This is a genomic window from Mycobacterium marinum (assembly GCF_003391395.1).
Taxonomy (GTDB): domain Bacteria; phylum Actinomycetota; class Actinomycetes; order Mycobacteriales; family Mycobacteriaceae; genus Mycobacterium; species Mycobacterium marinum.
This window is the reverse complement of the sequence record NZ_CP024190.1, coordinates 4,647,566-4,667,981: the sequence shown is the minus strand read 5'-3', so window position 1 is coordinate 4,667,981 and position 20,416 is coordinate 4,647,566. Positions and strand designations below refer to the sequence as shown.

The window sequence follows — 20,416 nt, the reverse complement described above, 5'->3', positions numbered from 1 at the left end:
CAGATGACACTGACACTGACCGACTTGTTCTGCGGCGCTGGCGGCAGCTCCACCGGCGCCATCGCGGTACCCGGGGTAACCGTGCGGATCGCATCGAACCACTGGGATCTGGCCGTAGAAACGCACAACGCCAACCATCCCGACGCCGACCACCTGTGCGCCGACCTATCGGCTGTCGACCCACGCCGGTTCCCGCGCACCGACCTACTCTGGGCCAGCCCCGAATGCACCAACCACTCGGTCGCCAAAGGCCGCAAACGCGCCGACACGCAACCAGACCTGTTCGGCGAGATTCTCCCCGACGCCGCGGCCGAACGCTCCCGGGCCACCATGTGGGACGTACCCCGCTTCGCCGAAGCCCACCGGTACCAGGCAGTCATCGTCGAAAACGTTGTCGACGCCTGGAACTGGCAGCCGTTCCGGGCATGGCTGATGGCGATGGACTCCCTCGGCTACGACCACCACATCGTGTTCCTCAACAGCATGCACGCCCAGACGTACGGGCCCGGGGCGCCGCAGTCACGTGACCGCATGTACGTCCTGTTCTGGCGCAAAGGCAACCAACGGCCCGACATCGATCGCGTAACCGCGCCAGTCGCCGTGTGCCCACAGCACGGCGAAGTCCGGGCCCGGCAGGCGTTCAAACGCGTCGACCGGGCCCCGTGGGGGCGCTACCGCCAGCAATACGTCTACACCTGCCCCGTCCGCGGCTGCATCACCGTCATCGAACCGAATTACCGCCCGGCCGCCGAGATCATCGACTGGACACTGCTGGGGCAGCGGATCGGAGACCGTGCCAAACCACTGGCAGAGAAGACACTGGCGCGGATCCGCGCCGGCATCCAACGCTACTGGGCGCCGCTACTCGTCGAAGCCGCCGGAAACACCTACGATGCCGCGAATCCCCGCCATCCAGCACACGGCCGCGCTGACGGCTACTACCGCGCATGGCCGCTCGAAGACCCAATGCGCACCGTCCACACGACGATCTCCAAAGCACTCGCCGTACCCGTAGAAAGCCGCCTCCGCAAGACTGCGCAAACAGTCGACGAGCCACTACGCACCCAGACCACACGCAACGAGACAGGCCTGGCGTTCATCGCCGAACTGCGTGGCGGCGGATCCACACACCGCCCCGTCACAGACCCGCTCTGCACCGTCGTCGCCAACGGCAACCACCACGGCCTGGTGACCACCTACTACGGCAACGGCGCAACCCGGCCGGCCGCCGACCCGCTGGCCACAGTGACGGCGACGGAGCGGCACGCGCTGCTGATGCGGAACAACGGCAGCAAGGGCGATGGCGCCGAGATGGTTACGCCCGCGACCGAACCCATCCGCACGGTGACGACGAAGGGGCACCAGTCGCTGCTCGCTGCTGACAGCCCCACCATCGACGTAGACGACGTTCTGTTCCGGATGCTCGAGCCCCGCGAGATCGCCGCCGCCATGGACTTCCCCCGCGAATACGTCATCCTCGGCAACCGCCGCGAACAAGTACGCCAAGCCGGGAACGCCGTCACACCTCCGGCCGCACGCGACCTCGTCGGGGTCGTCGCCGAATCACTCGGGGAAGGCGCGTCATGAAGCCAGAGAAGATGTTGGAAGTGTCGACCCGCAACCACCAGATGGCGGTGCTGCGAGACGAAGGCCTCTATCGACACATCAGGTTCGCTGAGCCAGGTACATCGATCTGGCGCTTCGACCTCGTCACCTGGCCGGGCCACCTCGTCATCACCGGCGATCTTGAAGACTTCCATTTCGCGCGCCTGGCGGACATGTTCGAGTTCTTCAGAAATCCCGTCGGATACATCAACGCGAGCTATTGGGCTGAGAAGCTTCGCGGCCCGACCCGATATAAGTCGTACTCCCCAGACCGGTTCAAACAGCGCGTATTCGAATACTTCTGGGAAAGCCGAGCCTGGACCCCCGGCCCCCACCGCCCGTTGTGGCAGGCCATCTGCGACCGCGTTCTTTCCGACGACGTCATCCACGACGAGTGCACCGCCCGCCAGGCGCTCTCCAACTTCCGATTCCACCTGATCAACGATCCCTTGCCGTCAGAGCCGGTTGAAGACTTCCGGCCGCACCGCATTCAGCGGCCGGCACAGCCGACGCACCGGGCAGCCTGCGACATCTTCGAGTTCACCGACAGCTGGGAATGGGACTTCCGCGAGTACGACTACCACTTTCTGGTGTCGCTGCACGCGATCGTCTGGGGGATAAATCAATACGACCGGGCCAAGGCGGCCGCATCATGAGCACGCAAATGGCGCGCCCATACGGTCTCCGGGCCATCTGGATCACCCCATACCTCTATCCCGGCTGGTATTGCCGGCGCCGCGACAACGGCCGACTCCAACACATCCACGGACGGCGCCTAGCACTGCACCGAATCCTCTGGGGTTTCAACAGATTGGTCTACATCCCATGACCGTCTACGTCGATCGGCCAACATCCCACTACGACCTCACCGAGAGCAGCCGCCGCGAAGCGGTGAAGCTCGGCGCGGTCGAAATCGGCTACATGAGCCGAGAGTCAATGGACCTTCTCAGACGAAAGCGGGACGCCTGGCTGGCCGCCAAGGCTGAGCGACACGACCGGGGCGGCGCGTCGTGACCACGCCCCGCCGCATCCAACTCCGCCGTACCAAAGGCTGGCGCCTGCACGACATCTCACCGGACGCCATCGTTGTTACGCGGTCGAGCAAGTGGGGAAATCCATGGCGCGTCGACTTCGCCGCTGTCGTCGGACCCGGCATGGACCACGTCGCCTACCTAACACCCGAAACTGCCCGTGCCATGGCTGTCGAGATATACCGCGCATGGCTCATCGCAGCCCACCTGGCCCCGAGCTGGAAAACACTCAGTTGCCGCCGAAGCTGGATACTCGGCCACCTGACCGGACTCGCCGGCCATGACCTTGCCTGCTGGTGCCCACTCGGCCAGCCGTGTCATGCCGATGTGCTGCTGGACATCGCGAACCGGGACGGCGGTGCGTTGTGACTGCGCCCTACTACCAAGACGAACAGGTCACGCTCTACGACGGCGAGGTGCTGACCATCGCCCGTGACGTTCCCGAACGACCGGAGGTTGCCGGCTGATGCGGATTCGCAGCACCAAACCTGAGTTCTGGCGTTCAAAGACGATCGCACAACTCGACTGGTCCACGCGCCTGGTGCTCAAGGGCCTCGAATCCTATGTCGACGACAATGGTGTCGGCAAAGACGACCTCGCGCTGATCGCCGCCGACGTATTCCCTCGCGACCTTTCCGCGAACCCTCGCGAGACCCTCGCGAGACTTTCCGAATCCATTTCTCGACTCGCCGACGCCGGTCTGATCATCCGATACACCTGGGACGGCGAAGAACTCATCTACATCGACAAGTGGAAAGACATCCAACGCGTCGACAAACCAAACAAAGGGCGTTTCTGCAGGCCAGACGGCACTCTCGACTACAACGAACCCGTCAATCGCGACAGTTACAGGAACCCTCGCGAGACCCTCGCGAATACTCCCGAGACCCTCGCGCCTGGAACAGGGGAACAGAGGAACAGGGGAACAGAGGAAAAAGACGACGACTCACCTAGCAAGGCAACCCACCACCGCCCGCCAGACGCCGCCGCCGACGCCCCACCCGCCCACATCGAAACAACCCAGCAACGCACGCCACCGCACGCCAACGACGCAGCCCGCACCGTCGTCCGCCAAGTCCTCGGCGACGCTGGCTACCCCAAAACGATCCGTGACCGACTCGCCATCCAGGTCACCAAACTCGCGCGGGAACAACACCCAGACGCGCTCATCCGAGAAGCGCTCACCGAGTGGGACCGCCGCGCGGACTGCACCAAACCCGAGTTCCTCCCGACCGTCCTCGGAGATCTCGTTAAACGCTCCCGAGCCCAACCCGGCAACAACGGCAGACCGCCCAACAAGCTGCGCACGGTAGCCGAACTCGCACAAGCCGAACGCGCGAAAGAACACGCCGCACTGGCCTCGCCAACCACCCCGGAGCTGACCACATGACCACCACCGCCGACGCACTCGAAGTCATGACCATCGTCACCGCCTGCCACCACCGCACCGCACCACGCATGGACGATACGGAGGCCACGCTCGCCACCGCCCGCATCTGGGCCGACCTGTTCAGCGCGTACAGGCTTGAAGTGCCGGACCTGATCAAGGCCGTCAAGAAGCGCGCCCTATCGCACGCCGAAGCTCCCGAGCCGGCCGAGATCATCGCGCTCGCCCGGGAAATCCGCCGCGACCGCGCCGAGCGCGAATCAGAGACTGAGCGTAGGGCCCGCGAGGATCGCCGCGACGCCGAGCTTGAAAACCGCAACCGCCTAGCCGAAATCGCCGCCGGCATCGCCGAATCGAAAGTGATCCCCGATGCATGACCTTGACGACGACGACCGAGACCCCTACCCCCCGCCCTGGCACGCCGGCCGCCCCAAGCCGATCACCCGCGGCCCCGTCATCGAGGCCTACGTCGACACCGAAGCCCTCGAACACGCCTGCCCAAACTGCAACGCCAAGCCTGGCGACTTCTGCCGCCACGACACCGAACACGGCGGCGGACAACGCAAAGTGCCCTGCCCCAAACGCATCATCACCGCCGCACAAGCAGGAGCACCAAACCAAAAATCCAAAGGGGACCAGTGATGCCAGACCACGAAAACCAGCGCGAACTCGAAACCGCCGGCCCAAAACCCCTCACACCCGAACAAGCAGCCGCCTTCGACCGCCTCAAAGCCATCAACGACCAGCTTGAGATCTGGCACAAAACCCGCGAAATCGCACTCGACCAGTCACTGCTTTCCCACGCCGCGATCCGCCGAATCCGCCGCCTGTACCAGGAATTCGACGCCAAACACCCCAACACAACGGAAGAAGGCCAGCCATGATGGTCGAAGTGGAGTGGACGATCTCGGGCACCACCGAGCTCCACGACGTCAAAGACCAGCAGCAAGCCGCCGAAATCGTCGCCGAACTACTGCGGTCATTTGACCTGCCGGACACCACGAGCCACAGCACCACCTACAGCGAACCGCAGATCCTGCGGGCGTTCCAATTCCACTACTTCCCGATGCGCTGCCCACGATGCACGCTCGTCGTTTGCTACGACCAGAGCAGCAGGCAATGGTTCCACGTTTACTCGGGTACCCCAGCGTGCAACGGTGGTGCGACACCGTGACCGCCCCGGAGCTTGGCCCTTGCCGGTGCAACCCGGCACACGAGCATTCCGACTTCCCGCCGCACGCATGCGCCGACTGCGGCTGCCCTGAACATCGCCCGGTCGAGACAGCCGACAGCATCACCCTCCGCGGCGCCCAGACGCCCACAGAGCCGCCAGCACCGCCGACCCTGCTGACTATCCCCGCCGAGATCAACTTCGCGGAGCTGCGGGTCACACAGACCGCGCAATGGCTCGACCAGATCATCGCCGGCATCCACGAAACCCACCCAACACCCGCCGACCACCCACTAGCCGTCTGCGCACTCGCCGACCTACTCGAGCAAGCCATGCCCGACCACATCGACCCACTCGACGCACTCGCACTCGCCATCCGCCGACTCAGAGCCACCAACATCAGCGCCCATACAGGCCCACGACGAGCACTCGAAACCATCCGCAGAAAGGTCCGCCGATGAACACAACGGAACTACCGCCTGTCGGTTCGAAAGTGAAGCTGACGAGCGACGCACCACGCTGGTGGGATGTTCGGGCGGCCGACGGAAGGTTCGCCATTTGCACCCGACAAGCGGAGTTCAAGACGAAAGGCGAAGTCTTCTACACGATCCTCGACATCAAAGAAGGCGTTCGAGGCCCGTGCAACCTGATCGGCCAAGGCTGGCACGCCACAATGCCCGACGAGGCTTGCCAAGAGTTGCTTGAAGCCTTGCAAATCGGGGCGAAGAGGGGGGCCTGGGAGGGCATCGACGAAGACGCACACATCTCGTGGAAGAACGAAACCCAGCGATTCGGAGTCGAGATCTCTCATCGCAACCGCGTGCCGCTGGGCATCTACGCAATCCGGCTGTCCGATGCCTGAGACCGTGCACGTGCTCCCGGTAAACGACTTGATCGAGCACGACGAAGAGGGCACCGAATGCCCTTGCGGGCCAACGGTAGAGCCAGTCCTCGCCGATGACGGCTCCTGCGGCTGGGTGATCACACACCACAGCCTCGACGGCCGGGAGCGATTCGAATGAGCTTCCCAGCCCGATACGACGGCCGCTGCGCCAGCACCGACTGCGACTACGGCGACCACATCAGCCCCGGAGACGACGTCGAATACATCGACGACGAACTCATGCACGTCGCCTGCGCCACCCGCGCACGCCGATACCCACCCCTATGCCACAGCTGCCTAACCCACCACAGAGGGGAATGCCTGTGACCATCCAACTCTTCAGCACCAACACCAAGCCATGGATGGCCAAAGCCGCATGCACACAAGGCGACCCAGACCGCTTCTTCCCCGAAACCAAAGACAAAACCGCCGCCAAGAAAGTCTGCAACACCTGCCCAGTACGCGCCCAGTGCCTCAACCACGCCATCGAACACGACGAATCATGGGGCATCTGGGGCGGCCTCGACGAAAAAGAACGCCGCCACCTCCAACGCGTCAAGAAACAACCCACCATCACCCCACAATGCGGCACCTACACCGGCGCCCGAGCCCACTACCGCCGTGGCGAAGAAACCTGCCCAGCCTGCCGCGCAGCCATCACAGCAGAATCCAGACAACGCCGCGGCTACCAAACACGAACCCAACCCACCAAACCACCAACACCAGGCCCCAAATGCGGCACCGAAGCCGGCGCCAAAGAACACAACACCCGCCAAGAACAAACCTGCGACGACTGCCGGCAAGCCGCCACCCAAGCACGCCGCCGACGACTAGGGCTCAGCGCATGAACGAGATGACCGTAGACCAGGCCGCGGCAATCTGCCCGCCGGAACTTCAGGGGCTCATGACACGCGTGCGCACCCTCGTGACGGTTACCAACCTCGCGTTCACAGAAGATCTTGAGCCCAGTGCGGCAATAGCGGCCATCCGCATTGTGATTCGGCAGCTATACCGCGAAGAAGCCGCCGATCGAGCTCGAGATGGCGCACAGTGATCGTCCACCGCTGTCTCGCAGGATCGGCCTGCCGCGAAGCCACCACCGGCGACGCCGGCCGCCTGGGCGCCACCACCATCACCCCCAACACCCTCTGCCCGGCCTGCGACAGCTACTTCACCCACGCCATCCGCCAACTCCCACGCGACTGGGCCGAACTCCGCAACGCGCTCGGCGAACGCTCCAACACCACAGGAACCAAAATCCGATCCACCCCAACCCCAGCCATCCCCATCTCCACCCGCAAAGAAGCCCTCATGGCCGCCATCGTCGACATGACCGACCGCGCCGCCGCCATCGTCTCCGACCGCCTCCACACCGGCCAACCAGCCACCTACCACGGCCGCGGCATCCCCACCCACGCCGAACACGTCGTACGCGCCTCCATCGCGATCGTGGAACCCAACATCGACCTCCTGATATCCGCCCCAGCCGAAACCATGATGATCTGGGCGAAACCGGCGCGCTGCGACACCCACACCCGGCTCATCGTGGCGCTTGAAGAACGCATCGCCTCCGAAACCCGCCCCAAGGAACGCGCCACCGCCCAAAACCAACTCACCCGCGCCCACCACACCGCCGGCGCCTGCGATGACTGCAACGGCTGGGGGCACTACGGCCAAGAACGAACCTTAGTCGAAAGGTCCGGCCTCGATATCGCGCTCGAACTCGTCGAACTCCACAACCAAACCCGCGCCGAACTCGGCAAAACCCGACTACGCCACCGCTACCCCATGCCCTGCCCACGCTGCGGCGGACGCGTCGGACGCGACGACGGCCACACCATCATCACCTGCGACCGCGACACCTGCCGCGCCTCCTGGACCGAACGCGAATACCAGTTCCTCGCCGGCTTGATTACACGGGAAAGGCTCGACATGGAAATCCTCAAATGGCTACTCGCAGAAGCCTACACACGCCTCGACGACGCCCAACAACGCCTCAACAAGCTCACACCCGAAGATCTCGCACTACCCGGCGCCGGCCTCGTCATCGCCGAAGCCATGAACCAAGCCATCGCCGGCCACCCCACCCCCGAACAACGCGCCATCACCACCGACCAAAAAACCACCCAACAACGCCAAACCACCGAAGACAACTGGGCCTGGCGCAACGAAACCCCCTACCACCCACCAAAACGCAAACCCCGCAAAGCAACACGCCAAGCCGGACCACCCATCGAAGAACTCGTCAACCCCGAACAAGCCACCAACGCATGCCCCGGGTGCAACCTTGTGCACCGAGGCCAATGCGCATGACGCACGCGAAAGTTGGCCCCCACAATGAAGGAGAACTGATGAGCACCACCGATGAAGCAATCGAAATCCACACCGGCGAAGATGGCGAGCGCTACTGCAAATACGGCCACATCGAAGCAACCTGCGGCGAACCCGCAATCGGGTTACCACGCCTCATGATGATCCACGACCTCACCGACGGCCCGCTAGAACGCATACGCGGCGGCGTATCCAGCGCCACCCGCGAAGGCAGCAAGACCTACCTCCACATCGATTACGAAGGCCAACGGACCACCTGGGAACTACACAAGGCGCTCTTCGTCGACGGGCCCTTTGAAGGAAACGACCGCATGTGGATCGGTAGTCCCCCAGAGCCAGCAACAGCGGGTGACTGACCATGGCTTGCTCGCACCCCGGCTGCACCTGCAACGGAAAGCCAGACCTGGGCCGCTGCCCCTGCGGCCGTTGGCCGCTCTACGTCGGCCACTACGACCGCCACGGCAAGACAATCCGTTGTCGCGGCTGTCTCCGAATCCCGCCCGAATGCCGCTGTGGTTGGACGTAAGAAGGGATTATCGCGATGGGCAGACAGACATTCCGGGAGAACGTGGCCCAAGATTTGGCCCACGTGTTCGACTGCGTGTTCAGCCCCGGCAAGCCAGAGTGCGCCGTGTGGCCCCCATGGGCCAGCCGTCTACACACGCAGGTAACCAACTGGGCCGTCGAGCGGTTCAGCCAAGAAACTCCGTGCCGCTGCGGGCGCGACCGCTTCAGCGACGACGGCGAATGCGTCGCCTGCCCCGACGAATGAGCCCAACCCGCCGCGAGACACGGCTGCTGCAACTCGTCCACACCCTCTGGTGCGAAATCCGCAACCCCAGCGGAAACCCCGGCGCGCTCGAATGGGCAATACGCCAAGAAGGAATGGGCTGGGCACTTCCCAGCCAAATCGACGACGGCCTCAACGACGACGATTGGCTCACCCCTGACGAAATAGCCCACCGCCTCGGATACGCCACATCAACTATCTACGTCTGGGCCCACCGCTACAGTCTTCAACAGATCAACGGCCGATACCGTTGGGGCGACATCAAACAACTCCGCTAGCGGTGCTCGACGACCATCCCGCTGTCGAGCTCGGTGAAGATCCTCCTGCGCTGCCCCTGGCTATCCTCGATTTCCATGCCGAGAATTTCACGCCCGTCGTCCGGATGCGGCCCACGGTCAACTCGCACAAGCTGAACCTGGCCGGCACGCTCAGGATCGTTCAGCCACAACCCTTCAAACTTCCAAAGATCAACTCCCCGAACGTAAACGGGAAAGCGGGACTCGTCGATGTCGTTCAAACGATGAACCAGGTCGCCCGGTTTGACGCCATGGTTCATGGTCTGCTTCAGATCAGGGAAACGGACCTGCATGTTGATCTGCCGATTCGGCTCGTCATCACCCAAAGCGGTGACTTGGCCCCGGAAATACTCAACAGGATGGACACCGTCTTCCCGGATCGGCTGAATCGGTATTGCGACTTCATCGCCGATCAGCACCAGACATACCAAGGTCGGATGCGACGGGTACGGGCAGTCATCGCTCATGAAGCAACGGTATTCCCAGTAGGCCCGATACCGCGCGAGCGCAACACCGCCAGGCAGCTAAATGACATCGATGTGATTTCATGACATACTGACGCACAAGTACCGCTATGCCCAGATCCGGGTGTGGCGGTTTTCTACTTCGATTTACTGAGTTGGCTGATCCGTTGTGGTGAGAGGCCGAGTAGTTCGCCGACGTCGCGTACGGGGATGCCGGCAGCGGTGAGGTCGCGCACGAACCTGGCAGCCGCTTCCTGGGCGTGGTACATGACGTCTGTGGCCACGTAGCGCTTGTGCACGATTTCTTCAGCGCTGCGTGTAATGTCGCCCATCCCGGGCACGTCGATGCTGACTGAGATACTGATTTCCTCGATCGGTTCGCCCGTACTGATGGCGATCAAGCTGCGTGCCATCTCGTCGATCTCGTCGATACGGCGGGCTTGGGTGAGTTGGTCTATTTCGGGCACGTTGATCATCCACCAGCGGCCGTCGCGGGTGACTTCGACTTTGTAGTGGCCCATCACGCCTCCTTCTGGCTGTCTGCGATGGCCTTGTCGATCTTGCGGACCACGCCTGGGCTGATCGTTCGGTGGCTGTCGGGGACCGGTACCCAGGCACCTGACGGGTGGGTCCATTTGGAGTGGCGGCCGTCGGTGCTGGTCCGGGTGAAACCAGCAGCCTTAAGTCGCTTGGTGACTGACCGGGCGCTTTCCTCTTTGGCCACAACGATAGTCTAGTCCACTAGACACTATCTAGTAAATCTCGATAGACAAAAAACATTGCAGTTCAGAAGGACATTTTCAGGGGCAGGTGAAGACCAATGTCAGCAGGCGTCGACACCAGCCCAGGCGTAGGAGCATCCGCAGCAATCAACCGCTACTGGACCGCAGGCCCCGGACTCGCCAAATGGCGCGACAACCCACACCCCTGGACCACACTGCGTGACCTACTCCTGCAGTACATGTCCAAGGCGAAAGCCAACGGACTGGCCACGGAGTATTACGTCCGGGTGTTTGGGCACGGACCAGGCAAGAAGGTGAGTCACTGATGGACAGCCTGGCGCCAGTGGGCGTCGTCGCCAGCTCCCTCGCGCAAGCCAACAACCTGATCAGCGCACTGGGACTCGCCGGCGCCCGCGCCCTGCCCAGTCGCGCCGAAACTATCGAAGGCATGCGACTCCGCGCCGTGATCATCGACAGCAACGCGCTGCCACTGCCTGACGAGTACGAACAGGTGCTACGCGGAAGCCTACTGAAAACGCCCGGCCCCACCGGCATGTACGAGTTGCACCCGCACACGCGGCGCTGATGGCCGCCACGCCCGCACCACTCCATCTCGAACCGGGCGAACCAACACTCGGGCTGTGGTGCCCCACATGCATGCTGCCCAGCGGATACGAAGTGCGCGTCTACGCATTCAGCGCCAGCAGATGCGGCCTGATCGGCACCATCCGCCGCTGCCACGACTGCGGCACACCGATCTGATGCCGCGCGCACCACGCCGCTGCCCAGGCGGCAACGGCACCTGCACTGAGCTGATCGTCAACCGCCGATACTGCCCCGAGCACACCATCGCATGGTCAGGCGAACGCACAGCGTCGAGCCGCGTAACCTCGCAGCGCTACTGGAAAGAACACTTCAAGCCGGCCATCCTCGAACGCGACGGCTACCAATGCCAGATCCGCTACGAAGGAATCTGCACCGGCTACGCGACGACCGTCGACAAGATCGTCCCCGCAGCGCGCCGCCCAGACCTCGCCTGCGAACCGTCCAACGCGCGGGCAGCATGCGACCCATGCAACGAACACAAAGCGCGCACCGCCGACCGTGGCCTGCCGGAACCGCCACGCATGCCCATCTGATCCGCCGCCGACCGCCGCCGCCGACCGCCAGTACCCCCCATGGGTACCACCCCCCTCCCCGGGTAAGGGCGGATCGCCGCGGGGTTCTGTGAAATATGGTCTGTACGGGTTGGGGAAAAACCCCCGGGGGCGTACTGCCGAATTCGCTTGCGCGGTAAGAGATTTCATATCAACTCAAGTCTGTTGTGACGCAACATGTTTCATCATCCCGATATGGGATGGCGAATCCTTTCCTGATATAGGAGCCTTGCGATGTCCGGACCACCTGCGAAGCATTCCTCAACTCGTGCGAGGCGCAACCAGACCAGCACGAGGGCATTCCTGACGAAGCCGGACGACGCCGGCGACGTTCCCCAGCTGCCGACGACCATCGAGTGGTTTCCGGACGTGGTGACTTGGTGGGACGACCTGTGGACGTCGGAGCCGCGCGACGAATGGATTGACGCGGATCTCCATCTGCTGATAGTCGCGGCGCGTCTGTATCAGATGATGCTGGACCCGGAGACGAAGGTGACGGCGGCCAAGGCACTTGCTGGTGAGTTCCGGCAGATCATGGTGCAGTTCGGGCTGACACCGATGGCGCGGCGGACGTTGCAGTGGAATATCAGCAAGCCCGACGGCGGTGGTGATCCCAAGCCGCCGGCGAAGAAGACCACCACCAGGAAGGTTGCGCCGAAGAAGGCCGTAGCCGATCCTCGGTCGCGGTTCAGGGTCGTCAACGGCGGCTAGCGCCGCGTGGACTTCGTCGTCCCTCCGATCGAACCGGAGGGCCAAGAGTTCCCCACCTTGGGGGGCCAGGTTTGCGCGTTCCTCGAGGAGCGTGCCTGTTATGGGCCCGGCGACCTCAAAGGGAAGACTCTCGAACTTGATCCGGACCGGGTAGCGATCATCTACCGCGCCTACGAGGTATGGCCGATGGGTCACAACCGGGCCGGGCGGCGGCGGTGGAAGCGGATCGCGGTCTCGGTGCGCAAGGGGTTCGCCAAGACAGAGTTGATGGCGCTGATCGCGTACGCCGAGCTGCATCCGGAGTCGCCGGTCAGGTTCGACGGGTTCAACCGAGACGGCGGCCTTAAGCAGGGCCGTCCCGTGTTCGACCCGTACATTCCGATGCTTGCCAACGCCAAGCTGCAGGTGAACGAGCTCGCTTTCGGTGCGCTGAAGTACATCTGCGAGGAAGGCCCAGATGCGGATCTGTTCGATTCGTCGCTGGAACGGATCATTCGGCTCGATGTCCGCGGCCGCGCCGACGGCAAAGCGGTCCCGCTGGCCAACGCGCCGGACTCCAATGACGGTGGTCGCACGACGTTTCAAGGTTTCGACGAGACGCACCGCCTGTATCTGCCGTCGGAGCGTGCTGCGGTGACGACGATGGAAGCCAACCTGGGCAAGCGTGTTGCACAGGACCCGTGGTCGATGTCGACGACGACCGCCGGCGAGCCGGGGCAGAACTCGGTCGCTGAGACGGATCACTTCGAGGCTGAAGCCATGGCGCGGGGCGAGATCAAGCGGCCGCGCATGTTCTATTTCCACCGCCAGGCGTCTGACGACTGGGACATGGACAAGTTCGAGGACCGCGTAGAGGCGATCCGCGAAGCGTCCGGTCCCGAGCTGGCGGCGCGCACCGACTTGGAAGACCTGGCGTCGCAGTGGGACATCCCGGGCGCGGACAAGCCTTACCTCGAGCGGGTCTGGACAAATCGGTGGACACAGCAGGGCCTGCAGGCGTTCAACCTTGGCCTCTGGAAAACGCTGGCGCGTCCGCAGCTTTCGATTCCTCGCGGCGCGTACGTGACCGTTGGGTTTGACGGGGCACGGTTCCGGGATGCGACGGCCCTGGTGATGACCGACGTCAAGACCGGGTTGCAGCAGTTGGAATTCTTGGCCGAGCAGCCGCTGAACGTTGAGGACTGGGAGGTCGACGAGGCGGCGTTGACGGCGAAGTGGAACTACCTTCGCCGGAACTACAAGGTGTTGCTGTGCTACGGCGACCCCGCGTACTACACGGCGACGTTGGGCTCCTGGGCCGCGAGGGCCGGAGTCAGCCACGTCACGAAACGGCCAGTTGTGCAGGAGTTTTGGACAAACAAGCAGGACCGCATGGTCAAGGCGTTACTTGGGTATGAGTCGGCGATCAACTCGGGCGTGGTCACTTACTCCGATGTCGACTATTCGACCGGCGAGACCACGAAGCACGGCGACCTGACACGTCATGTCGGTAACGCCGGCAAGAAACTGTTGAACATCGTGGATCTGCAGACCGGCAAGCGGAAATGGATCCTCGGCAAGCTCCACAAGGATCGTAAGTTCGACGGCGCTATGGCGGGGGTTTTGTCCTGGGATGCCCGCATGGAGGTACTACCGCTGTTGCCGAAGTCGAAGAAGCGTGTGATCACGCGGATCAGATAGAAGGGGTGACGATTTGGCTGATCTCGCCCCCGCTCTTGAACCGTTGACTCCGGAGAAGTGGTTTAGGCGCTTGTCGGGCATGTTTGTTGAGCCGACGCGGCCGCCGTGGCAGGACGGTTTGCAGCGTCCGTCGACGGTGGCTTACGCGGATGGGTTGTCGCCGTGCCAAGGGTCGGTTTCGCGGTACGCGACGCCGCGTCACAAGTTCTTGGACACGTTGTGGTCGTACTATGTTGGTGATCCGCCGCTGCCGCAGATCGAGCCCGAGTACCACGATGTGTTTCGCAGCGTGCTGCGCAAGTCGCGGTCGAACTACGCGCCAATGTGTGTCGCGGCGATGCTGGATCGACTTGAGCTGCAGGCGGTGTCGACGTTCGTTGATTCGGACACCGACGGCGACGATCTGGCCGCTGAGATCATGGACGAAACAGGATTTGCGGCGTTCAGCAAGGATCTATTTGCCTACGGGTTCGGGATGGGCGAGTCCTACGGGATGGTAGTTCCCGGAGGCCCCGGCGATCCGGTGTTGTCGAACGGTCGGCCGTCTCCGTCGATCCATGCCATTGATCCGCGGCGGTGCATCGGTGTACCGGATTGGCGCAATCCGGTGCGACTGTCGGCGGCTTTGGTCCGTCAGTACGACCCGATCATGGAGCAGAATATCGCGTTCCTGTTTCTGCCGGGCTGGAAGTGGACGCTGCGCTGGGATACAGGCAAGCGTAAGTGGGATCTGGTCAGCGAGCGGCCGGAGCCGGTCGTGGGCCTTGAGAAGTTGGGCGGCATTCCGATTGTGCGGTTCGACAACCTCAACGGGATGGGGGAGTACGAGCCACATCTGGACGTACTGGACCGCATCATCGACACCACGCTGCAGCGGATCATCGGGTTCTGGTACCAGGCGTTGCGGCAGCGCGCGTTGCGTGGTGACGAGGACGAAGAAGAGGAAGAAGACAGCCCGGACGCCGCCGCCGCGGAGCCGATCGACTACGACAAGCTGTTCCGCGCGGGTCCGGGGGCGCTGTGGCGGATTCCGAAAGAGTTCGAGATTTGGGAGTCGCAGCAGACGGATTTCGGCCCGTTGCTCACCGGTAAACGTGACGATGTCCAGGAGTTTGCGGCGGTCAGCAGCACACCTCTGCACCTGATCAGCCCTGACGCCGCAAAGGGGTCGGCTGAGGGCGCGGGCCTATTGCGCGAGGCTTTGACGGCGAAGGTTCGTGACCGCCGTGCACGGTTCACACCGTCTCTGAAGTTGCTTTGGCGTATGGCGTTTGCGTTTGCTGGTGAATCTGAACGAGGCAAGAGGATGCGGCTGCACTGGGGCCCAATCGAGTTCCGGACGTTGGCCGAGCAGGCGTCGGCGTCGTCGCAGGCTCAGGGGACGCTGTCGACTGAGGATCGGTGTGAGCGGATTTGGCAGATGCCGCCCGATGAGACGGCCCGCAATATGCAGCGGCTGACCGCCGAGGATCTGTTGCGTGCGCCGGCGCCGGGCCAGCCGGCGCAGACATCGCCAGGGGCCGGCGAGCTGGCGCCGGCAACGGCTTTGGCTGGGTCTGCGACCGGCGATGACGGCGCCCGGTAAGCCAGCCACCTATCAGCAGGCGCTGGCTGAAGCGGCGAAGATACATGCTGCGCGTAGCGCCGCACCTGATCTGGTCGCGGTGACTGCGCATTTGTCGGAGCAGACCACGCAGGCCCGGGAGCGCGCGGCGGTGTGGGCCAAGCGCGCGATCCTGGCGCTGTGGTTATCGGTGAACCCGTATGACGGGGTGCAGGTTCGAGAGTTTGTGACCAAGGCAGCGGCGCTGATGGTGTCGGCGCAGACCGCGGCGGCCCGGGTTGCCGCTGCGGGGCAGACGCAGCAGCTGGGGGCGCTGGGGATTCCGGTGTCGGCGGCACCGTCGAACCCTGTCGATGTGCGGGCCCCGGCCGCGGTGGTGCGCGGCGGCAAGGTTCGGCTGCGGTACCGAGGCGCGAAGGTCGACTACACCGGGGCAGGCGATAGCGCGAAAGTGTCGGCCGCGGAGATGTCAACGGAGTCTGTATTTCAGCGGCCGGCCGCGCTGTTCCGATATCTGATCTCGCAGGGTGAGCCGAACGCTGACGCACAAGCAGTAATGCGGATCGGCGCGCTGATCGACGACAACCTGATGCTCGCCCAGCGGTTGGCGCAGCAGGAAGTCTTGGCTAAGGCCGTCGACCTGGATGACAACCGGGCCGGACGCGGCCGGCGGCGGGCCAAGATCATCGGCTATCGGCGTGTGATCCACCCGGAGCTGTCTCGCGGCGGCACGTGCGGCATGTGTATTGCCGCGTCGGACCGGATTTACAAGGTCGGCGAGCTTATGCCGATCCACCACCTGTGCCACTGCACGATCGCCGCGGTAACCGAAGACCATGACCCCGCGGACGATCTGAACGCAGTCGATCTCAACGCCCTGTACAAGGCGGCTGGTGGGACGTCGGCGGCCCACCTGAAGCGAACCCGCTACGTGGTCGACCAGCACGGCGAGCTGGGGCCGGTGTTGGTGCCGAAACGCAAGTACAAGCCGCGTAGCGAAGCTTCTCGTAAGAGGTCCGGCGGAACCGCGGTGTCGGATCCGGAATCCAAGGCGCAGATCGCGGCACGACTGCTACCGGGGCTGGAAAAGAACCTGCAGGACTTACGCAACAAGGGCCTATCGGAAGATTCACCGCAGATCTCCTATCACAAGAGAGCAATCGATCGCCTCCGCGGCGACTTGAAAGCGGAGATGAGATCCGTCGGGCCGGTTCGACGATGACCTCAACCTTGTGTTTCCCAGGGGCTATTTCGTCTACGCACATCGAACTTCCGCCTGGTTAACGGCGGCAGGCCCGCTATGGGCGCCACATCTCACCCGATATGGGAGTTGCATTGTCCACACCACTTTCTCAACCAGGTACGAGTCAGCAAGCATTGTCAGACGCCGCGAATGCGGCTACTGGTGGCCAGCCGCAGGGCAACGGCCAGCAGCAGCATGGCGGCGGCCAGGGGCAGCAATCCGGTGGCACCGATATGGGGTTCCCGGCCGAAACGCCTGTCAAGGACATGTCTGTCGAGCAGCAGCTGGCCTACTACAAGCACCAGAATCGTCAGGCCGACAACAAGCTGTCCGCGTTCAAAGGTGTTACACCGCAACAGGTACAGCAGATGCAGCAGCAGCTCGACGAGCAAGCCAACGCGAAGCTGTCGGCTGATCAGAAGGCGGTCAAGGATGCCGAGAAGGCTGCCCGTGCGGCCGCTGATGCTGAGTGGCGGCCGAAGTACCAGGCGTCCGAGCTGAAGTCGCTCGCCAGCCAGGTACTCAAGGGCGAGCAGCTGAAGTCGTTCATGGCGGTCACGGATCCGGCGAAGTTCGCCGGCGAGGACGGTGAGATCGACGAGGAGAAGGTGATGGGCCACCTGACAGCCATTTTCGGCGCGGACGGCGGCCAGGGACAGCAGCCCGGAAACGGCGGCCAGCAGCAGCACCAGCAGCCGTCTTGGGGGCAGCACAGCGGCGGCACCGGTGGCCAGATACGGCCCGGCGAAGCCGGCAGAGCCGAAGCGGCTAAGCGCTTCAAAACCACGTAACCGAAAGGACGCACGCTATGTCGACCGACATTTCGTTGCAGACGACGACCTATCAGGTCGGCAACAAGCAGTGGCTCCTGGACGAGCCCACGTTCAAGCCGAATGTGACGCTGGACATTTCGAAGTTCTCGCGCGACGAGGCCCAGCTGCTCACGATCGATGCCACCGGCGGTACCTACACCCTGGCCTTCGATGGCAGCGACCCGACCGCGGGTATCGCAGAGGCCGCGACCGCTGCCGCGGTGCAGGCGGCGCTGGCTGGCCTGTCGACGATCGGCGCGGGCAACGTGTCGGTCTCTGGCGCTGACGGCGGCCCGTACACCGTGACATTCCAGGGCGCGCTGGCCAGCCAGGACGTTCCGCTGCTGGTCGCCGACGACGCGCTGCTGACCGGTGGTGGCTCATCGGCGACGGTGTCGCTGGTCAACCCGGCCCACTACGCCAACGGCTACATCCCGTCGGGCACCGCGATCGGCGAGATCACCGCGACGCCGGGTCTGTTCGGCCCGTACGACGACACTGCCGTGGACGGCCGGGAGGTCTGCTACGGGCTCACCTACGCCGACGTGCGCGCGGTCCATCAGAACGGGACCGTCGCCGACATGGTCGGCACCGGCGCTGTCGTGTCCGGCGCCGTTTCCGCGTCGAAGCTGCCGTTCCAGTCCGGGACGGGCTCGATCGACGCGAACGGCAAAGCCGATTTGCCCACCATCCGGTTCGAGGCCTGAGAGGAGATTGACTGATGGCACTTTTCCTGGACGGCCCACTGCCGCTCGAAGATGTCCTGACGTTCACGCAGGAGATTCCGATTCCGTCGAACAACCGGTTCACGGTGGATTTCCCGGAACAGGACTACGTCGGTACCGACGAGATCGACTTCGCGACGATCAAGAAGACGAACCGTGCGGCGAAGTTCCGCAACTGGGATGGTTCGTACTGGGTTGCGCCGCGTGACACCGGGTCCGAGAGGCGGGTTCGGATGCTGCCGCTGGGCGGTCAGCTCAGTGTCGGCGAGTACGAGCGACGCCAGATCGAGTTCGCCCGTGTGGGCGGCACGATCCAGTCGATCCTGGTCGACGCGATCTACAACGACCTGCAAGACCTGGCCCGGTACGCGCAGAACCGTGTCGAGCTGGCGTGGGGTGACGTTCTCACCGATGGTGTGCTCACCATCGACGAGAACGGTGTCAAGCAGCAGGTCGACTACGGGATCCCGGCAGCTCAGAAGGTGACGGCGAACACGTTGTGGTCCGACCACGCCAACGCGACGCCGTTGACCGACCTGATCACCTGGACCGGTGTGTGGTCGGGCATCAACGGGATGCCGCACGGGCAGTTCCGCACTTCCACCGCGGTGGTGCAGGACCTGATGCAGAACAAGCAGTTGAGGGACGCGATCAAGGGCGACCAGACCGGCGTCACCTGGGTGTCAATCTCCGAGATCAACGCGTTCCTGGCCGGTTTCGGTATCCCGCCGTTTGTGGTCCCACTCGACGGGCAGCCCGGCGGATCCATCTACAGCTCGAGCTTCGACGTGGACGACGTCACGGTGGCGGCGTTCCCGGAGGACAGGCTGCTGTTCTTGCCTGCCGACATGTCGACGCTCGGGTTCACCGCTTGGGGCACCCCGACCACGGTGATGGAGCTGAACGCCAAGAACGTTCAGGTCGAGGTGACGACCAGGCTCATCGGCATCTTGGTCCGCGAGGAAGCACCGCCGTTCGTCAAGCGCACGTTCGTCGACGGCGTTGTTCTGCCGGTCATTGCCGACCCGCGCAAGATCCTCGTCGCCAAGGTCCGGTAACAGGAAAGAGGGGTTGCGCTGATGGCGGTAATTGGCGAGCACACGGTCTACCTGCGTGACGATGACGGCACCGTACACAGCTTCCTGCCCGGCCAGCGTGTGCCGGCGTGGGCGGCCAAGCAGATGGGTCCGCATTGCTTCGCCAAGGACCAGCCGGACGAGGAAGTGGCCGACTTCAGCCGCGGCGGTGGTGAGGGGCCGCCGCCGCGCGCCGGCGCGGGATCCGGGCGTGGCGCCTGGGCGGATTACGCCGCAGCACACGGTATCGACGTCGATGAGGACTGGAAACGCGACCAGATCATCGACGCCTGTGAGGATAAGGGCATCGCGGTCGAGTGACCGAAGGCAAGTTCGCGGCCCGCGCTGACGTGACCGGACGGTTTGAGGGCACCATTCCCGCTAACCGGCTGGACTGGGTCGACACCTACATCGGCGATGTCGAAACCGAACTCATGTACCAGGTGCCGTCCTTGCGGAAGTCGATCGAGGAGATCACCGCTGAATCGGTAGCGGCTGGCGACTCGGATCGCATCAACCGGGTCAAAGGTCTTGTCGCACGCAAGGTCTTGGAACTGTTCCGCAACCCGGACGGGTCCAGCCAGTTGAGCCGAACCACGCCGGACATCACCGTGAGTCGTACCTGGTCGCCAGACACGACGCGCGGCCGGGTCGAATTCAGCACCGCCGAGCTGGCTAAGGTTCGGCTACGCAAGAAGCGGCAAAAGTTTGGCACAATCCGGGTCGTCCCAGGTCTGATCAGCAAGTGAGAAGCTGTGGCTGTCGCTG

The 20,416-nt window shown here is 63.7% G+C and carries 33 protein-coding genes; 30 read left to right on the top strand and 3 right to left on the bottom strand.

Annotated features, from left to right (window positions below):
• Positions 1 to 3: 3 nt before the first annotated feature.
• The 18 genes from CCUG20998_RS19380 to CCUG20998_RS19300 all read left to right on the top strand — a co-directional run bounded on the left by CCUG20998_RS19380 (position 4) and on the right by CCUG20998_RS19300 (position 9,476).
• Positions 4 to 1,587: a DNA cytosine methyltransferase gene (locus tag CCUG20998_RS19380; RefSeq protein WP_103653789.1), complete on the top strand. Its 1,584-nt coding sequence runs from the start codon at positions 4 to 6 to the stop codon at positions 1,585 to 1,587.
• Positions 1,584 to 2,261, top strand: coding sequence for a hypothetical protein (locus CCUG20998_RS19375; protein ID WP_103653790.1), 678 nt, complete (start codon positions 1,584 to 1,586; stop codon positions 2,259 to 2,261). Before CCUG20998_RS19380 ends, CCUG20998_RS19375 begins: the two co-directional genes overlap by 4 nt.
• Positions 2,262 to 2,430: 169 nt before the next feature.
• Positions 2,431 to 2,619 carry a DUF4031 domain-containing protein gene (locus CCUG20998_RS19370; protein ID WP_240642822.1) on the top strand — a complete coding sequence of 63 codons (189 nt, stop codon included), beginning with the start codon at positions 2,431 to 2,433 and terminating at the stop codon, positions 2,617 to 2,619.
• Positions 2,616 to 3,005 (top strand): DUF4326 domain-containing protein, encoded by a 390-nt coding sequence (locus CCUG20998_RS19365; protein ID WP_103653791.1) that lies wholly within the window; start codon positions 2,616 to 2,618, stop codon positions 3,003 to 3,005. Before CCUG20998_RS19370 ends, CCUG20998_RS19365 begins: the two co-directional genes overlap by 4 nt.
• 97 nt (positions 3,006 to 3,102) lie before the next feature.
• Entirely contained in the window at positions 3,103 to 4,026 is a 924-nt protein-coding gene (locus tag CCUG20998_RS19360; protein ID WP_103653792.1) for a hypothetical protein, read from the top strand.
• Complete coding sequence (locus CCUG20998_RS19355) at positions 4,023 to 4,400, top strand: hypothetical protein (RefSeq protein WP_181005757.1); 378 nt, start codon at positions 4,023 to 4,025, stop codon at positions 4,398 to 4,400. Before CCUG20998_RS19360 ends, CCUG20998_RS19355 begins: the two co-directional genes overlap by 4 nt.
• Positions 4,393 to 4,665: a zinc finger domain-containing protein gene (locus CCUG20998_RS19350; protein WP_103653793.1), complete on the top strand. Its 273-nt coding sequence runs from the start codon at positions 4,393 to 4,395 to the stop codon at positions 4,663 to 4,665. The genes CCUG20998_RS19355 and CCUG20998_RS19350 overlap by 8 nt, the downstream gene beginning before the upstream one ends.
• Entirely contained in the window at positions 4,665 to 4,907 is a 243-nt protein-coding gene (locus CCUG20998_RS19345) for a hypothetical protein (protein WP_103653794.1), read from the top strand. Before CCUG20998_RS19350 ends, CCUG20998_RS19345 begins: the two co-directional genes overlap by 1 nt.
• Positions 4,904 to 5,197, top strand: a complete 294-nt coding sequence (locus CCUG20998_RS19340) for a hypothetical protein (protein WP_103653795.1) — start codon at positions 4,904 to 4,906, stop codon at positions 5,195 to 5,197. The genes CCUG20998_RS19345 and CCUG20998_RS19340 overlap by 4 nt, the downstream gene beginning before the upstream one ends.
• Positions 5,194 to 5,655: a hypothetical protein gene (locus tag CCUG20998_RS19335; protein ID WP_103653796.1), complete on the top strand. Its 462-nt coding sequence runs from the start codon at positions 5,194 to 5,196 to the stop codon at positions 5,653 to 5,655. Before CCUG20998_RS19340 ends, CCUG20998_RS19335 begins: the two co-directional genes overlap by 4 nt.
• On the top strand, positions 5,652 to 6,056 hold the full coding sequence (locus CCUG20998_RS19330; protein ID WP_142399631.1) for a hypothetical protein: 405 nt from the start codon (positions 5,652 to 5,654) through the stop codon (positions 6,054 to 6,056). The genes CCUG20998_RS19335 and CCUG20998_RS19330 overlap by 4 nt, the downstream gene beginning before the upstream one ends.
• Before the next feature lie 156 nt (positions 6,057 to 6,212).
• Positions 6,213 to 6,404 carry a hypothetical protein gene (locus CCUG20998_RS27550; RefSeq protein ID WP_142399632.1) on the top strand — a complete coding sequence of 64 codons (192 nt, stop codon included), beginning with the start codon at positions 6,213 to 6,215 and terminating at the stop codon, positions 6,402 to 6,404.
• Positions 6,401 to 6,925, top strand: coding sequence for a WhiB family transcriptional regulator (locus CCUG20998_RS19325; protein WP_240642821.1), 525 nt, complete (start codon positions 6,401 to 6,403; stop codon positions 6,923 to 6,925). The genes CCUG20998_RS27550 and CCUG20998_RS19325 overlap by 4 nt, the downstream gene beginning before the upstream one ends.
• Complete coding sequence (locus CCUG20998_RS19320; RefSeq protein ID WP_103653799.1) at positions 6,922 to 7,131, top strand: hypothetical protein; 210 nt, start codon at positions 6,922 to 6,924, stop codon at positions 7,129 to 7,131. The genes CCUG20998_RS19325 and CCUG20998_RS19320 overlap by 4 nt, the downstream gene beginning before the upstream one ends.
• Positions 7,128 to 8,390 (top strand): hypothetical protein, encoded by a 1,263-nt coding sequence (locus tag CCUG20998_RS19315; protein ID WP_103653800.1) that lies wholly within the window; start codon positions 7,128 to 7,130, stop codon positions 8,388 to 8,390. Before CCUG20998_RS19320 ends, CCUG20998_RS19315 begins: the two co-directional genes overlap by 4 nt.
• A gap of 38 nt (positions 8,391 to 8,428) precedes the next feature.
• A complete protein-coding gene (locus CCUG20998_RS19310) occupies positions 8,429 to 8,764 on the top strand; it encodes a hypothetical protein (protein WP_103653801.1) in 336 nt (111 codons plus the stop codon).
• Between the two features lie 185 nt (positions 8,765 to 8,949).
• The gene (locus tag CCUG20998_RS19305; RefSeq protein ID WP_103653802.1) at positions 8,950 to 9,180 is read left to right on the top strand and encodes a hypothetical protein; all 231 of its coding nucleotides are present in this window, start codon (positions 8,950 to 8,952) and stop codon (positions 9,178 to 9,180) included.
• On the top strand, positions 9,177 to 9,476 hold the full coding sequence (locus CCUG20998_RS19300; RefSeq protein ID WP_103653803.1) for a hypothetical protein: 300 nt from the start codon (positions 9,177 to 9,179) through the stop codon (positions 9,474 to 9,476). Before CCUG20998_RS19305 ends, CCUG20998_RS19300 begins: the two co-directional genes overlap by 4 nt.
• Here the strand turns inward: CCUG20998_RS19300 and CCUG20998_RS27545 are convergent.
• The 3 genes from CCUG20998_RS27545 to CCUG20998_RS19285 form a co-directional block, all read right to left on the bottom strand.
• Positions 9,473 to 9,961: a hypothetical protein gene (locus tag CCUG20998_RS27545; protein ID WP_117407045.1), complete on the bottom strand. Its 489-nt coding sequence runs from the start codon at positions 9,959 to 9,961 to the stop codon at positions 9,473 to 9,475. The two genes, CCUG20998_RS19300 and CCUG20998_RS27545, sit on opposite strands and share 4 nt — an antisense overlap.
• 134 nt (positions 9,962 to 10,095) lie before the next feature.
• The gene (locus CCUG20998_RS28670) at positions 10,096 to 10,479 is read right to left on the bottom strand and encodes a HicB family toxin-antitoxin system (protein WP_103653805.1); all 384 of its coding nucleotides are present in this window, start codon (positions 10,477 to 10,479) and stop codon (positions 10,096 to 10,098) included.
• A complete protein-coding gene (locus CCUG20998_RS19285; protein WP_103653806.1) occupies positions 10,479 to 10,682 on the bottom strand; it encodes a type II toxin-antitoxin system HicA family toxin in 204 nt (67 codons plus the stop codon). The genes CCUG20998_RS28670 and CCUG20998_RS19285 overlap by 1 nt, the downstream gene beginning before the upstream one ends.
• Positions 10,683 to 10,778: 96 nt before the next feature.
• Here CCUG20998_RS19285 and CCUG20998_RS27540 point away from each other — a divergent pair, with 96 nt between their 5' ends.
• The 12 genes from CCUG20998_RS27540 (at position 10,779) to CCUG20998_RS19230 (ending at position 20,397) form a co-directional block, all read left to right on the top strand.
• On the top strand, positions 10,779 to 11,006 hold the full coding sequence (locus CCUG20998_RS27540; protein ID WP_142399633.1) for a hypothetical protein: 228 nt from the start codon (positions 10,779 to 10,781) through the stop codon (positions 11,004 to 11,006).
• Entirely contained in the window at positions 11,006 to 11,266 is a 261-nt protein-coding gene (locus tag CCUG20998_RS19280; RefSeq protein WP_103653807.1) for a hypothetical protein, read from the top strand. Before CCUG20998_RS27540 ends, CCUG20998_RS19280 begins: the two co-directional genes overlap by 1 nt.
• Before the next feature lie 175 nt (positions 11,267 to 11,441).
• Entirely contained in the window at positions 11,442 to 11,819 is a 378-nt protein-coding gene (locus tag CCUG20998_RS19275; protein WP_103653808.1) for an HNH endonuclease, read from the top strand.
• Between the two features lie 252 nt (positions 11,820 to 12,071).
• The gene (locus tag CCUG20998_RS19270; protein ID WP_012395500.1) at positions 12,072 to 12,548 is read left to right on the top strand and encodes a phage terminase small subunit; all 477 of its coding nucleotides are present in this window, start codon (positions 12,072 to 12,074) and stop codon (positions 12,546 to 12,548) included.
• 237 nt (positions 12,549 to 12,785) lie between these two features.
• A complete protein-coding gene (locus CCUG20998_RS19265) occupies positions 12,786 to 14,228 on the top strand; it encodes a terminase (RefSeq protein ID WP_240642820.1) in 1,443 nt (480 codons plus the stop codon).
• A gap of 13 nt (positions 14,229 to 14,241) precedes the next feature.
• Positions 14,242 to 15,813: a phage portal protein gene (locus CCUG20998_RS19260; RefSeq protein WP_012395498.1), complete on the top strand. Its 1,572-nt coding sequence runs from the start codon at positions 14,242 to 14,244 to the stop codon at positions 15,811 to 15,813.
• Positions 15,797 to 17,014: a hypothetical protein gene (locus CCUG20998_RS19255; protein ID WP_012395497.1), complete on the top strand. Its 1,218-nt coding sequence runs from the start codon at positions 15,797 to 15,799 to the stop codon at positions 17,012 to 17,014. The genes CCUG20998_RS19260 and CCUG20998_RS19255 overlap by 17 nt, the downstream gene beginning before the upstream one ends.
• 287 nt (positions 17,015 to 17,301) lie before the next feature.
• The gene (locus CCUG20998_RS19250; protein WP_142925868.1) at positions 17,302 to 17,826 is read left to right on the top strand and encodes a hypothetical protein; all 525 of its coding nucleotides are present in this window, start codon (positions 17,302 to 17,304) and stop codon (positions 17,824 to 17,826) included.
• A gap of 17 nt (positions 17,827 to 17,843) precedes the next feature.
• Positions 17,844 to 18,554 carry a hypothetical protein gene (locus CCUG20998_RS27690; protein ID WP_153234283.1) on the top strand — a complete coding sequence of 237 codons (711 nt, stop codon included), beginning with the start codon at positions 17,844 to 17,846 and terminating at the stop codon, positions 18,552 to 18,554.
• A 14-nt stretch (positions 18,555 to 18,568) separates the two neighbouring features.
• A complete protein-coding gene (locus tag CCUG20998_RS19240; RefSeq protein ID WP_103653811.1) occupies positions 18,569 to 19,630 on the top strand; it encodes a major capsid protein in 1,062 nt (353 codons plus the stop codon).
• 21 nt (positions 19,631 to 19,651) lie between these two features.
• Positions 19,652 to 19,969 (top strand): hypothetical protein, encoded by a 318-nt coding sequence (locus CCUG20998_RS19235; RefSeq protein ID WP_103653812.1) that lies wholly within the window; start codon positions 19,652 to 19,654, stop codon positions 19,967 to 19,969.
• Positions 19,966 to 20,397, top strand: coding sequence for a hypothetical protein (locus tag CCUG20998_RS19230; RefSeq protein ID WP_012395492.1), 432 nt, complete (start codon positions 19,966 to 19,968; stop codon positions 20,395 to 20,397). The genes CCUG20998_RS19235 and CCUG20998_RS19230 overlap by 4 nt, the downstream gene beginning before the upstream one ends.
• Positions 20,398 to 20,416 lie beyond the last annotated feature (19 nt).